This is a genomic window from Martinezella rhizogenes, assembly GCF_007002745.1.
Classification (GTDB): Bacteria; Pseudomonadota; Alphaproteobacteria; order Rhizobiales; family Rhizobiaceae; genus Agrobacterium; species Agrobacterium cucumeris.
In genome coordinates this window covers 390,748-404,797 of the sequence record NZ_SGNY01000002.1, presented here as the reverse complement: position 1 = coordinate 404,797, position 14,050 = coordinate 390,748, and the positions used below count along the sequence as shown (strand labels likewise).

The 14,050-nt window shown below is 59.8% G+C and carries 11 protein-coding genes; 10 read left to right on the top strand and 1 reads right to left on the bottom strand.

Annotation, left to right across the window (positions count from 1 at the left end; all coding sequences use genetic code 11):
- Window position 1: 1 nt before the first annotated feature.
- The 6 genes from murD to EXN68_RS07595 all read left to right on the top strand — a co-directional run bounded on the left by murD (window position 2) and on the right by EXN68_RS07595 (window position 7,083).
- Window positions 2–1,411 carry a UDP-N-acetylmuramoyl-L-alanine--D-glutamate ligase gene (gene murD / locus EXN68_RS07620; RefSeq protein WP_142840274.1) on the top strand — a complete coding sequence of 470 codons (1,410 nt, stop codon included), beginning with the start codon at window positions 2–4 and terminating at the stop codon, window positions 1,409–1,411.
- A 5-nt stretch (window positions 1,412–1,416) separates the two neighbouring features.
- Window positions 1,417–2,571 (top strand): putative lipid II flippase FtsW, encoded by a 1,155-nt coding sequence (gene ftsW, locus EXN68_RS07615; protein ID WP_142840273.1) that lies wholly within the window; start codon window positions 1,417–1,419, stop codon window positions 2,569–2,571.
- Window positions 2,572–2,577: 6 nt separating this feature from the next.
- Entirely contained in the window at window positions 2,578–3,714 is a 1,137-nt protein-coding gene (murG, locus tag EXN68_RS07610; protein WP_142840272.1) for an undecaprenyldiphospho-muramoylpentapeptide beta-N-acetylglucosaminyltransferase, read from the top strand.
- The gene (gene murC / locus EXN68_RS07605) at window positions 3,711–5,126 is read left to right on the top strand and encodes a UDP-N-acetylmuramate--L-alanine ligase (protein ID WP_142840271.1); all 1,416 of its coding nucleotides are present in this window, start codon (window positions 3,711–3,713) and stop codon (window positions 5,124–5,126) included. The genes murG and murC overlap by 4 nt, the downstream gene beginning before the upstream one ends.
- Window positions 5,123–6,088, top strand: coding sequence for a UDP-N-acetylmuramate dehydrogenase (murB, locus tag EXN68_RS07600; RefSeq protein ID WP_142840270.1), 966 nt, complete (start codon window positions 5,123–5,125; stop codon window positions 6,086–6,088). The genes murC and murB overlap by 4 nt, the downstream gene beginning before the upstream one ends.
- 185 nt (window positions 6,089–6,273) lie before the next feature.
- Window positions 6,274–7,083, top strand: coding sequence for a GGDEF domain-containing protein (locus EXN68_RS07595; protein WP_142840269.1), 810 nt, complete (start codon window positions 6,274–6,276; stop codon window positions 7,081–7,083).
- A 75-nt stretch (window positions 7,084–7,158) separates the two neighbouring features.
- Here EXN68_RS07595 and EXN68_RS07590 read toward each other — a convergent pair whose 3' ends face one another.
- The gene (locus EXN68_RS07590) at window positions 7,159–8,463 is read right to left on the bottom strand and encodes an MFS transporter (RefSeq protein WP_142840268.1); all 1,305 of its coding nucleotides are present in this window, start codon (window positions 8,461–8,463) and stop codon (window positions 7,159–7,161) included.
- A 543-nt stretch (window positions 8,464–9,006) separates the two neighbouring features.
- Here EXN68_RS07590 and EXN68_RS07585 point away from each other — a divergent pair.
- From EXN68_RS07585 to ftsZ, 4 genes are all read left to right on the top strand, one after another.
- Window positions 9,007–9,933 carry a D-alanine--D-alanine ligase gene (locus EXN68_RS07585; RefSeq protein WP_142840676.1) on the top strand — a complete coding sequence of 309 codons (927 nt, stop codon included), beginning with the start codon at window positions 9,007–9,009 and terminating at the stop codon, window positions 9,931–9,933.
- On the top strand, window positions 9,921–10,853 hold the full coding sequence (locus EXN68_RS07580; RefSeq protein ID WP_161991238.1) for a cell division protein FtsQ/DivIB: 933 nt from the start codon (window positions 9,921–9,923) through the stop codon (window positions 10,851–10,853). The genes EXN68_RS07585 and EXN68_RS07580 overlap by 13 nt, the downstream gene beginning before the upstream one ends.
- Complete coding sequence (gene ftsA, locus EXN68_RS07575; protein WP_003522206.1) at window positions 10,850–12,181, top strand: cell division protein FtsA; 1,332 nt, start codon at window positions 10,850–10,852, stop codon at window positions 12,179–12,181. The genes EXN68_RS07580 and ftsA overlap by 4 nt, the downstream gene beginning before the upstream one ends.
- A 92-nt stretch (window positions 12,182–12,273) precedes the next feature.
- Entirely contained in the window at window positions 12,274–14,025 is a 1,752-nt protein-coding gene (gene ftsZ / locus EXN68_RS07570; RefSeq protein WP_142840266.1) for a cell division protein FtsZ, read from the top strand.
- Window positions 14,026–14,050 lie beyond the last annotated feature (25 nt).

Below are 14,050 nucleotides of genomic sequence, written 5' to 3'. Positions count from 1 at the left end.
GATGATCCCGGTCACGTCGTTCAGAGGTAAGAAAGTCGCCCTTTTCGGGCTTGGCGGTTCAGGTCTTGTCACGGCCCGGGCGCTGGTTGCCGGTGGTGCGGAAGTCGTCGCTTTCGACGACAATCCCGACAGCGTTGCGAAGGCTGAGGCCGAAGGCATCGTGACGGCGGACCTTCGAACGATAGACTGGCCTTCGTTTTCTTCCTTCGTGCTGGCGCCCGGCGTGCCTTTGACACATCCAAAGCCGCACTGGTCTGTGGACCTTGCGAAAGCAGCGGGCGTCGAGGTCATCGGCGATATCGAGCTTTTCATCCGCGAACGTCGTGCCCATGCGCCGGATTGCCCGTTTATCGCGATTACCGGCACCAACGGCAAATCCACGACGACGGCGCTGATCGCCCATATTCTCAAGGCCTCCGGCCGCGATACGCAGCTCGGCGGCAATATCGGCACGGCGGTGCTAAGCCTCGATCCGCCGAAAGCGCAACGTTTTTACGTGGTCGAATGCTCGTCCTACCAGATCGATCTGGCACCGACGATCAATCCGACTGCCGGTATCCTGCTCAATCTGACGCCTGACCATCTCGACCGGCATGGCACCATGCAGCATTATGCCGACGTCAAGGAACGGCTGGTGGCGGGCAGCAACACTGCGATCGTCGGTGTGGATGACAGCCACTCGACGCTGATTGCCGACCGTATCGAGCGCGCCGGCGTCAAGGTGGAGCGCATTTCCAAGCGCAACATCGTTTCCGAAGGTCTTTATGCCGAAGGCAACCACATCCTGCGGGCACATGGCGGTACGTCTTCGCTGCTGGTCGATCTCGACGGTATCCAGACGCTTCGTGGCAGCCACAATGCGCAGAACGCGGCGGCGGCAATCGCTGCCTGCCTTGCGGTCGGGGTTTCCGAAGACGAGGTTCGCGCCGGTCTCAAATCGTTCCCCGGCCTCAAGCACCGCATGCAGCCGGTCGGGAGGCGCGGTAACGTCACCTTCGTCAATGACAGCAAGGCGACCAATGCCGATGCCGCGGCACCTGCGCTTTCCAGCTATGAGCGGATTTATTGGATCGCCGGCGGTCTGCCCAAGGCGGGTGGCATAACCAGCCTGTCGCCGCTGTTTCCTCACATCGCCAAAGCCTATCTGATCGGTGAAGCGGCGGCGGAATTTGCCGCGACGCTTGGCGAGGCGGTGCCTTATGAAATATCCGGCACGCTGGACAAGGCAGTGCAGCATGCGGCAGCCGATGCAGAAAAAGATGCGACGGCCGGCAACGTCGTGATGTTATCCCCGGCTTGCGCAAGCTTCGATCAATATAAGAACTTTGAAATCAGAGGTGATTCGTTCGTCGCACAGGTCGCGGCGCTCGACGGCATGACGATGCTCGTTCACTCTGGAAAAGGGGGCTGAAGGCCATGGTAAGCCGAGTTGATCGCGGTCCGGTCGCAGAGTGGTTCTGGACTATCGACCGTTTCTTTCTGGCGGCGTTCGTCGCACTGATGGGCATCGGCCTGATGCTGTCCTTTGCGGCGTCGCCTGCGGTTGCCGAGCGTATCGGTCTCAACAGCTTCTTCTTCGTCGAACGTCAGGCGATGTTCATGGTGCCGTCGCTGGCGATCATGGTCGGCCTTTCCTTCCTGTCGCCCCGTCAGGTCAGGCGTGTTGCGGTCATCATGCTGATCGCTTCGCTGTTGATGATGATCTTCGCGCTGTTCTTCGGCATCGAGGTCAAGGGTGCGCGGCGGTGGATTTCCATCGGCACCTTCTCGATCCAGCCTTCGGAATTCATGAAGCCTGCCTTCGTGATCGTCTGCGCCTGGCTGTTCGCCGAACGGGCGCGCCATCCTGAAATTCCCGGCAATCTCTTCGCCATCATCACCTTCGGCATCGTGGCAGCACTCCTGATCGCCCAGCCGGACTTCGGTCAGACGATCCTGACCTCGGTTGTCTGGGGCGGCATGTTCTTCATGGCCGGCGTGCCGTGGTTCTGGATCATCATGCTCGGTGGCGTTGGTGTCGGCGGCATCATTTCCGCCTATCTGATGTTGCCACACGTCGCCGGTCGTATCGACCGCTTCTGGACCGGTGAAGGCGATACGTTCCAGGTGGATACGGCGCGTGAGGCGATCATTCGCGGCGACTGGTTCGGGCGCGGCCCGGGCGAGGGCATCGTCAAGCGCATCATTCCCGACAGCCATACCGACTTTATCTTCTCGGTTGCGGCTGAAGAATTCGGCATCGTTTTCTGCATGTTCCTGGTGGCGATCTTCGCCTTTATCGTGCTGCGCGGCCTGTCGCACGCCTTCAAGGAAAAGGATGATTTCTGCCGCTTCGCCGTGGCTGGTCTCGTGCTGCAGATCGGCATGCAGTCGATGATCAATATCGGCGTTAATCTGGAGCTGATGCCCGCCAAGGGCATGACGCTGCCTTTGATTTCCTATGGCGGTTCGTCGATGATGGCGATCTGCGTCACCGCCGGCTTCCTTCTGGCGCTGACACGCCACAGACCTGAAAAGCGGGCGCAGGAGCGCAGCTTCTTCCGCGTCGGTTCCGGCGTTCCAGCGGAGTAAACGATCATGAGCAAGGGTATTGTTCTTCTTGCCGCCGGTGGAACCGGCGGCCATGTGTTTCCGGCAGAGGCCCTGGCACATACGCTGAAGGCGCGCGGTTATCAGGTGCATCTCGTCACCGACAGCCGCGCCGAGCGTTATGCCGGCAAGTTTCCGGCGGATGAAATCCATGTCGTGCCATCCGCCACCATCGGCTCGAAGAACCCGATTTCCGTCGTGCGTTCCCTTTGGAAGCTGTGGGTAGGTCTTCGCGCAGCGCGTCGGCTGGTTACGAAACTGAAGCCGGTCGCGGTTGTCGGTTTTGGCGGATATCCCACCGTGCCGCCGCTTCTGGCATCGACCGGGCTTGGCGTTCCCTCAATCATTCATGAGCAGAATGCGGTGATGGGCCGCGCCAACAAGGCGCTGGCTGCCCGCGTGAAGGCAATTGCCGGCGGTTTCCTGCCGCCCGCCAACGGCCAATATTCCGACAAGACGGTGGCGACCGGCAATCCGGTGCGCCCGGCGGTGCTGGCGGCCTCGGAAATTCCCTATACGCCGTCGCAGACGGGGGAGCCTTTCCAGCTGGTGGTTTTCGGCGGCAGTCAGGGTGCGCAGTTCTTTTCGAGCGCCGTTCCGGCGGCGATCTGCCTGATGAAGGACGAGCAGCGCAAGCGCGTCGTCGTGACCCAGCAGGCCCGACCCGAAGACAAGGACAGCGTGATAGCCTCCTACCAGAAGCTCGGTGTGAAGGCTGACGTTTCGCCCTTCTTCGGTGACATGGCCTCGCGCATCGCTGAGGCCGATCTTGTTATCAGCCGCTCCGGCGCTTCGACGGTGTCGGAGCTTTCGGTGATCGGTCGTCCGTCGATCCTTGTGCCCTATCCGCACGCGCTCGATCACGATCAGGCAGCGAATGCGGCCGCACTTTCGGCCGCCGGGGGCGCAAGCGTCATCAAACAGTCGGAACTGTCGCCGCAAAAACTGTCGAGCCTGCTATCGTCAGCACTTTCGGAGCCGGACAGGCTTTCGACGACGGCAGCGGCTGCCAAGGCAACCGGAAAACCGCATGCGGCGGATGTGCTGGCCGATCTGGTGGAAGCGATTGCCGAAGGCCGGTCCGTACAGGAATTTAAAAAGAAGAATGAAGGAGTTGGGGCATGAAGATGCCGAAAGCCATAGGCCTTGTCCATTTCATCGGCATAGGCGGGATCGGCATGAGCGGCATTGCCGAAGTGCTTCACAATCTCGGTCATCGCGTACAGGGGTCGGATCAGGCTGACAGCGCCAATGTGCAGCGCCTGCGCGACAAGGGCATCGAGGTATTTGTCGGACATACCGCTGACAATCTCGGTGACGCCGAAGTCGTGGTTGTTTCCACCGCCATCAAGAAGAACAATCCGGAGCTGATCTCGGCGCGGGAAAAGCACCTGCCGATCGTTCGCCGTGCCGAAATGCTGGCCGAGCTGATGCGTTTCCGCAATGCCATCGCCATTGGTGGCACCCATGGCAAGACCACGACGACCTCCATGGTCGCGACCCTGCTGGAAGCCGGCAATCTCGATCCGACCGTCATCAATGGCGGCATCATCAATGCCTATGGCACCAATGCCCGCATGGGTGAGGGCGAGTGGATGGTGGTGGAGGCCGACGAGTCCGACGGTACCTTCCTGAAGCTTCCGGCCGATGTGGCCGTCATTACCAATATCGATCCGGAACATCTTGACCATTACGGCAATTTCGATGCCGTGCGCGCCGCGTTCCGGCAGTTCGTCGAGAATGTGCCGTTCTACGGCTTCGGCGTCATGTGTCTCGACCATCCCGAGGTTCAGGCGCTGGTTGGCCGGATCGAGGACCGCAAGGTCATCACCTATGGCGAAAACCCTCAGGCGGATGTGCGGTTTTCGAATGTACGCATTGACGGCACGCGGTCCATTTTCGATGTGGAAATCCGCCGTCGCCGCACCGGCAAGATATTCTCTTTCACGGATCTCGTTCTGCCGATGCCCGGCCGTCACAATGTGTCGAATGCGACGGCGGCGATTGCCGTTGCCAATCGCCTCGGTATTTCGGAAGCCGACATCAAGAAGGGGCTTGCCTCCTTTGCCGGGGTCAAGCGTCGCTTCACGCTGACGGGCGAAGCCAATGGCGTGCAGGTCTTCGACGATTACGGTCATCATCCGGTTGAGATCAAGGCTGTGCTGGCGGCTGCGCGGGAAGCCTGCAAGGGCCGCATCATCGCCGTGCACCAGCCACACCGTTACAGCCGTCTTTCAAGCCTGTTTGACGATTTCGCGCATTGCTTTAACGATGCTGACACGATTATCCTTGCTCCGGTCTATGCCGCGGGCGAAGATCCGATCGAAGGCGCAAGTTCGGAAGCGCTGGTTTCGGCCATCAAGGCCGCCGGCCACCGCGACGCCCGTTTTCTCGAAAAGCGGGAGGACCTTGCGTCACAGGTTGCAGCCATTGCGAAACCGGGTGATTTCGTGGTTCTCTTGGGGGCTGGAAATATCACGCAATGGGCAGCGGTGCTGCCTTCGGAATTGAAGAGCATATCAGGAAAGTCTGAATGAGACAGGTCGATGGGGTAAAATTGCTGGGGAGGCTCGGCGACGGGGTAAAGGAATTGCGGGGACGTCTGACACCGGATGCGCCCATGGACCGCGTGACGTGGTTCAGAGCCGGCGGTCTGGCGGAAGTCATGTTCCAGCCGCACGACACGGATGATCTGATTGCCTTTCTGAAAATTCTGCCGGAAGACGTGCCGTTGACCGTGGTCGGCGTCGGCTCGAACCTTCTGGTGCGTGATGGCGGTATTCCGGGCGTCGTCGTCCGTCTGTCTGCCAAGGGTTTCGGCCAGGTGGAGCTTGCCGGCGAGAACCATATCAAGGCGGGCGCGATCTGCCCGGACAAACATATTGCCGCCATGGCCATGGATAATGGCATCGGTGGGTTCCATTTCTTTTACGGCATTCCCGGTTCCATCGGTGGCGCGCTGCGCATGAATGCCGGCGCCAATGGCGGTGAGACACGCGATCGCGTCGTGGAAGTCTATGCGGTCGACCGTCAAGGCAACCAGCATGTGCTGTCAAACGCGGATATGGGTTATAGCTACCGCCATTCCGGCGCCGATGCCGGCCTGATCTTCACCGGTGCGCTGTTTGAAGGTTATCCGGAAGACAAGGCGAAAATCCGCGCCGATATGGACGCCGTGCGCCATCATCGCGAAACCGTCCAGCCGATACGCGAGCAGACGGGTGGTTCGACCTTCAAGAATCCCGAAGGTCATTCCGCCTGGGAACTGATCGACGAGGCGGGCGGCCGTGGTCTCGTCATCGGCGGGGCGCAGATGTCATCGCTGCATTGCAATTTCATGATCAATACCGGCCACGCGACTGGCTACGATCTGGAATATCTGGGCGAGACCATCCGCAGACGGGTGTTCGAGAAATCGGGCATCCGGCTCGAATGGGAAATCAAGCGCCTTGGCCTGTTCATGCCGGGCCGGGAAGTGGAGCCGTTCCTCGGGGCTTAAGCCTCGGCGAATGCTGTCTATTGCAAGAAAAATCTGCTGTTGATCTGGCCGTTTCGTGTATCGTAACGGTCAATCAACAGTTTTTTCCGATATTATCGGGGTGAGGCGACGTCTCGTCCTTCAATATTAAATTACTTTTTATCAAGAAATACCAACGGCATTACGTGATCTAGGTGCTTTTGAGCATGATGTTGGGTCTTTGGAAAAAACCGATCGAAATGATAAGTTTTTCGGTCGCCACGTCGGAGGGCCGCAGGCGGCTCGAGCCGCTGGAATTCTCCATTCGTATCGCTTGTCTCGTGACGATCATTGTCATTCTGATGTGCATCGGTGGCCTGACGCTCCTCGCACAGTTCGGGCTGGTAACCGATCTCTTCAACGGCATCATGTTGAGTGTGACGCTCGGTGGTACGGTGGCGTTTACGATTACATTGCTGGTCTGCTGGCTGAATGCCAGGGAAGTGAAAATTCTCGTGCAATCCCACGAGCGCTTCCTGCATCTGAGCCATACGGACGCCCTGACCGGCCTCAGCAACCGGCTCGGCCTTTATGCTGCATGCGCTGAACTGGGCAGCGACTATTGTGTTGCCTTTCTCGATATCGATCATTTCAAGTCGGTGAATGACAGATACAGCCACCTTGCCGGTGATCTCGTCATCTCGAACGTCGCTCGCAGGATAAGGGAGCAATTCGATCCTTCTGCGCATGTCGCCCGTCTGGGTGGCGAGGAATTTGTCGTTGTGCAGGAAACTAGTCCGCTCGCCTTTCTGCAGATGTGTGAAAGGGTTCGCGCAGCCATCGAGACCACCCCGGTGGAGTATCTGGATTTACGGATCACGGTGACGATTTCGATTGGCGTGGCCTTTCGCGGTGACGCCGACATTTTCGACAAGGTCATGCACAATGCCGATCTGGCGCTCTATCGGGCAAAGGGAGGAGGGCGCAATCGCGTCTGCATGACCGGTCATGTCGAGCGGCGCCAGGCCGTGGCGTAAGCGTTAAAGCAGGCAAACAAAAGCCCGCGAAACGAAGGTTTCGCGGGCTTTTTAATGTCAGGAAATCCGTTCGGATCAGACTTCGTCCTTGCGGGACAGAAGAATGCAGGCGAGCGTGATGATGGCGGATACGCAGAGGTAATAACCGACGTAACCCATGCCGTAATTCACCTGCAGCCATGTGGCGATATAGGGCGCCAGCGACGCGCCGAAGATGCCGGCCATGTTGAAGGTGATGGACGAGCCGGTGTAACGCACGCGGGTCGGGAAGGGGGCGGCGAGCGCCGTTCCGATCAGGCCATAGGTCATGCCCATCAGCGTCATGGCAAGAGCTGCGAAGATGAAGATCGAGCCTTCGCCACCCGTCATCAGGCTGGGCAGCAGGAAGGAGAACAGGCCGATCAGCACCGTCGTCAGGATCAGGATTTCACGACGGCCGAATTTCTCGGCAAGCTTGCCGGCGATCGGGATGAAGATACCGAAGACGATGGAGCCGAGGATCTGCACTTCCAGCGCGTCGAGGAACGGAATTTTCAGAACCTTGACGTTGTAGGACAGAAGATAGGCAGTGCCGATATAGAACAGCACGAAAGTGGCCAGCGCCACGAAGGTGCCGAGCACGAGGCTGCGCTTGTGGTTGCGGAAGAGTTCGGCGACCGGTACGGCAACACGTTCTTCCTTTTCGATGGCCTTCTGGAAGTCGGGCGTTTCGGTGATCGACAGGCGAACCCACATGCCGACCGCGATCAGGATGATCGAAGCGACGAAGGGAATGCGCCAGCCCCAGCTGAGCAGCGATTCCTGCGACATGAAGTGCAGGAGGATCCAGAACACGCCGGACGAAAGGAACAGGCCGACGGGTGCGCCGAGCTGCGGGAACATGCCGTACCAGCTGCGTTTGCCGGGAGGAGCATTTTCGGTGGCGAGAAGCACGGCACCACCCCATTCTCCGCCAAGACCAAAGCCCTGACCGAAGCGGCAAATCGCCAAAAGCAGCGGCGCAAGAACGCCGGCCGTCTCATAGGAGGGCAGAAGGCCGATGACGACGGTCGAGACACCCATGGTCAGGAGCGCTGCGACGAGGGTCGTCTTGCGGCCAACACGGTCACCATAGTGGCCGAAGACCACCGCGCCGAGCGGGCGGGCGAAAAAGGCGATGGAGAAGGTGGCGAAGGACGCCAGAAGCGCCGTCATCGGGTCGTTGTTCGGGAAGAACAATGCCGGGAACACGAGCACTGCGGCCGTGGCGTAAACGTAAAAATCGAAAAACTCGATGGTCGTGCCGACCAGGCTGGCAGTGAGAACTCGTGCAGGCGAATTTGTCTTTACAGCGTTCGAATTGCCAGCTGTCGACGATACCGGAGATATCGCGTCAGTCATGGTTTGGGTTCCATTTCAGATGATTGGAATGTCATGCCTTGGGAGGCAGGGACTGCGTTAACGCAATTTTTGTTCTTATGGAATGCTAAAAAAGAAATAATGCAAATAATGTGATCTTTGAATGCGAGATCCCGACGGCGAAGCTTTTTCACGCGCTCCAGTGATTGAGAGACTGATTCAGGTCGCGGATTTAAAACGCTGAAACGCCAGATAATTTTCGCTGGGGAAAAACGCCTTTCGTTAACGTTTCGACCTTGCCTTCAGCGGGGCGCCGTTGTCGCGCTGGCGCGGCTTTATTTCCGATCATTGAAAACCTGCATGTTGCAATCGGTGCAACTCTCTGATTCCAAGGAGGGAATCCGGATCGATGCTGATTCTTTAATGGAACTCGGCATGTTGGGCGCGGCGGTTAACGAAAGTAAACGATTCATTAACCTTAATGGCGTTTAACTGATCTCAAGGATCATGTGCCAGAATCACCGTCCGTCAAATTCGGTCGGTTCGGGCGTGGTTCGTAACGGAGAGTTGGTGTCAGAGGGTTCGATGGGCGGCAAGCACGTAGCTGTTCTTTTGGGTGGGTTTTCGTCGGAGCGGCCGGTCAGCCTCTCGTCGGGCAACGCTTGCGCGCTTGCGCTGGAAGGCGAGGGCTACAAGGTCACCCGGGTCGATGTAGGGCGCGATGTCGCTGCCGTGCTCGCGGAACTGCGCCCGGATGTCGCCTTCAATGCGCTGCACGGCCCCTTCGGTGAAGACGGCACCATTCAGGGCATTCTCGAATATCTGGCCATTCCCTATACCCATTCCGGCGTGCTGGCTTCCGCCCTTGCCATGGACAAGGCGCAGGCCAAGAAAGTTGCTGCCGCCGCCGGCGTCCCGGTTGCCGTCGAGCGCGTCATGAACCGCTTCGATTTCACCAGCGAACATCCGCTTGCGCCACCTTATGTGGTGAAGCCGGTACGCGAAGGTTCGAGCTTCGGCGTCGTCATCGTCAAGGAAGACCAGTCGCACCCGCCGCAAATCCTCACCTCGTCGGAATGGCGTTATGGGGATCAGGTCATGGTCGAGCGCTATATTCATGGGCGCGAACTGACCTGTGGCGTGCTTGATGGCGAGGCGCTGGGCGTCACCGAAGTGGTGCCGCTTGGCCACAATTTCTATGATTACGATGCGAAATACGCGGCTGGTGGCTCGAAACATGTCATTCCCGCAGAAATTTCACCGAAAATTTACCAAAAGATTCAAACATTGGCGGTTATGGCGCATCAGGCGATCGGGTGCCGTGGCGTAAGCCGTTCAGACTTTCGTTACGACGACCGTTTCTCAGAAGATGGCGAAGTTATCTGGCTTGAAGTGAATACACAGCCGGGCATGACGCCGACCTCCCTGGTGCCCGAAATGGCGGCCCATGCTGGCCGCTCCTTTGGTAACCTTGTCAGCTGGATGGTGGAGGACGCTTCGTGTTTGCGGTGACCGGCAAAAAGTCGACGGCAAAAAAGCGCGAGCAATATGCGGCGGCAGCCAATGCCGACGATCGCAGGGTGCTGCCGCGTCCGCTGCGTCGCTTCGTGCGTTTCGGTGTCAGCCTTGCGACCGGACGCATTCACATTCCCGCCCATACCGGTACGATTTCGGCCATTGCTTTTTACGCGGTGACCGGGCTTTACGGCATGTCGCTCGGCGGACACACCAACATCGTCACCCAGACCACGACATCTGCCGCGGGCTTTGCGGTTGAGGACGTGAAAGTTTCGGGCAATCGCCAGACGTCGGAAATCGAAGTCTTTCAGCTTCTCGGCCTCGATGGCAGCACCTCGCTCATCGCGCTCGATATCGATGCGGCGCGCCGCAAGCTCGTACAGCTTCCCTGGGTGGAAGATGTCGATATCCGCAAGGTCTATCCGAAGACCGTCGAGGTTCGCCTGAAGGAGCGTGAAGCCTTCGGCATCTGGCAGCACGGAACGGAACTGTCGCTGATCGAAAAAAGCGGCAGCGTGATTGCGCCGCTGCGTGACAATAAATTCGCCGAGTTGCCGCTGTTTGTCGGACGTGACGCGGAAACCGGTGCTGCCGGTTTCGTCGGGCAGCTGGCCGACTGGCCGGAAATCCGCAACCGTGTCCGCGCCTATGTCCGCATTGCCGGCCGTCGCTGGGATCTGCATCTCGATAACGGCATCGTGGTCAAGCTGCCGGAAGAAAACCTGCCGCAGGCGCTGCAATTGCTGGCGCGGCTCGATCTCGAGGAAAAGGTTCTGTCGCGCGATGTCGCCGCGGTTGATCTGAGGCTCGCGGACCGCACCACGATCCAGCTGACCGAGGGTGCCACGGAACGCCGTCAGGCCGCCGTCGATGCGCGCACCAAGGCTCTCAAGAAGGCGGAGAAGAACACATGAGCTTATTCGGTTCTTCCCATTTCGGCCTGCCTCGCCTGAAGCCGCTGTCCTCCAAGCGCAGCCACATCGTATCGGTGCTGGATATCGGCTCGACCAAGGTCGTATGCATGATCGGCCGGCTGACGCCGCGTCAGGAAAGCGAAATTCTGCCGGGCCGCACCCACAAGGTCGAAATCATCGGCATCGGCCACCAGCGCTCGCGCGGCGTGAAGTCAGGCGTGATCGCCGATCTCGACGCGCTGGAAGGCGTCATCCGTCTGTCTGTCGATGCGGCCGAGCGCATGGCGGGTCTCACCGTCGACAGCCTGATCGTCAATGTTTCCGCCGGACGCCTGGCAAGCGATATCTATACCGCGAGCATCGATCTCGGCGGCCAGGAAGTGGAAGCCAGCGACCTGCGCAAGGTTCTGGTGGCGGCAAGCCAGCAGTCCATGCGTCAGGACCGGGCGATCCTGCACTCGCTGCCGACAGGTTATTCGCTGGATGGCGAACGCGGCATTCGTGATCCGCTCTCCATGTATGGCGACCTTCTTGGCGTCGACATGCATGTGGTGACGGTCGAGCGCACGGCGCTGAAGAACCTCGAGCTTTGCGTCAACCGCGCCCATCTTTCGGTCGAAGGCATGGTGGCGACGCCCTATGCCAGCGGTCTTGCAGCGCTGGTGGACGATGAAGTCGAACTTGGCTGCGCGGCCATCGACATGGGCGGCGGCACCACGACGATCTCGGTTTTCGCCGAAGGCCGGCTCATTCACACCGACGCGATCGGCCTTGGCGGCCATCACGTTACGACAGATCTTGCACGTGGCCTCTCGACACGAATCGAAGATGCGGAGAGACTGAAGGTGGTGCATGGTTCGGCTTTGCTGAATGGCGCGGATGAGCGCGACATGATTTCGATCCCGCCGATTGGCGAAGATGATCGCGATCAACCATCGCAAGTTTCAAGAGCCCTTGTAACCCGCATCGTGCGGGCGCGTATCGAAGAGACGCTGGAATTGATCCGTGATCGTATCCAGAAGTCCGGCTTCAGCCCCATTGTCGGCAAGCGCGTGGTCCTGACCGGCGGCGCAAGCCAGCTGACGGGACTGCCGGAAACGGCACGGCGCATTCTCGCCCGCAACGTTCGTATCGGCCGCCCCATGGGCGTGGCCGGTCTTCCGGTAGCGGCGAAGGGACCGGCATTCTCAACCGCCTGCGGACTGATGATCTATCCGCAGGTGGCGGACATCGAAATTCATGCGGCGCAAGGCGGAATGTTCTCGCCGTTTGGTACGGGCAGCGGCCGGATAGCCCGGGTTGGGCAATGGCTGAAAGAGAGTTTTTGAGTGGCCTCGTGGCGTAAGCCGGAGGTTTCAGAGTTGAGTTTTCAAGAATCGGCCAGCGGGGCGATGCGGCCAGAGAAAGAAGGAATGCTAAAATGACGATACAGCTGCAAAAGCCTGATATCACCGAGCTGAAGCCACGCATCACCGTTTTCGGTGTTGGCGGCGGCGGCGGTAACGCTGTCAACAACATGATCACGGCTGGCCTCCAGGGTGTCGATTTCGTTGTCGCCAACACAGATGCGCAGGCACTGACCATGACGAAGGCAGATCGGGTCATCCAGCTCGGCGTCAACGTCACCGAGGGTCTTGGCGCCGGTTCCCAGCCGGAAGTCGGCCGCGCCGCCGCTGAAGAATGCATCGATGAGATCATCGATCACCTGAATGGCACCCATATGTGCTTCGTCACCGCCGGCATGGGCGGCGGCACCGGCACCGGTGCTGCCCCGGTCGTTGCACAGGCTGCCCGCAACAAGGGTATCCTGACGGTCGGCGTCGTCACCAAGCCTTTCCACTTCGAAGGCGGCCGCCGCATGCGTCTTGCCGAACAGGGCATCGAGGAACTGCAGAAGTCCGTCGATACGCTGATCGTCATTCCGAACCAGAACCTCTTCCGCATTGCCAACGACAAGACGACCTTCGCCGACGCCTTCGCCATGGCTGACCAGGTTCTCTACTCCGGCGTTGCCTGCATCACCGATCTGATGGTGAAGGAAGGTCTCATCAACCTCGACTTCGCCGACGTTCGCTCGGTCATGCGCGAAATGGGCCGCGCGATGATGGGTACCGGTGAGGCTTCCGGTCCGGGCCGCGCAATGCAGGCTGCGGAAGCGGCAATCGCCAACCCGCTGCTCGACGAAACCTCGATGAAGGGCGCACAGGGCCTGCTGATCTCCATCACCGGTGGTCGCGACCTTACCCTGTTCGAAGTCGACGAAGCGGCTACCCGCATTCGCGAAGAAGTCGATCCGGATGCCAACATCATCCTCGGCGCCACCTTCGACGAAGCTCTGGAAGGTCTCATCCGCGTCTCCGTCGTTGCCACCGGCATTGACCGTGTTGCCGGCATCGGCGAACAGAATGTTGCCGAAATGCGCGCTGCTGCTGCGAAGCCGCTTATCCGTCCTTCCGCGGCCGTTGCTCCCGCTCCGGCCGCAGTTCAGCCTGCACATGCAGTATCGCAGGCACCAAAGACCGTAGACCAGATCGCCCAGACCATCCGTTCGGCGGAAGCTGAAATGGAACGCGAACTCGGTTTTGCCGCTCACCAGCAGCCGTCTCAGGACTTCCGTCCGCAGAGCAAGCTGTTCGCATCGTCCCCGGCTGAAGCGCCGGCTGCTCTTCGTCCGGCTCAGCCGGTTCAGCAGGTCGCTCCGGCGCCGGTTGCTCCGGCACCCGTCTACCATGCACCGGAACAGGTTGCCGCTCCGGCTCCGCGCATGCAGCAGCCGCAGGCACCGGTCTACCAGGAGCCTGCTCCGGTTGCCCGCCAGCCAGAGCCGGTACGCATGCCGAAGGTCGAGGACTTTCCGCCGGTCGTGAAGGCCGAGATGGAACACCGCGCCCATGCCGCTCCTGCCGCCCAGGAAGAGCGTGGCCCGATGGGTCTTCTGAAGCGCATCACCAACTCGCTTGGTCGCCGCGAAGAAGAAGAAGTTCCCTCCGACATGATGGATGCGCCGAGCATGGCGCCGCAGCGCCGCGCGCCGCTTTCGCCGGAAGCCAGCCTCTACGCACCGCGTCGTGGCCAGCTTGACGACCACGGCCGTGCAACGCCCGCATCGTCCAGCCACCATGATGACGACCAGCTGGAAATCCCGGCGTTCCTGCGCCGCCAGTCCAACTAAAGGCGATTCCATCCGCCTCTTCAAA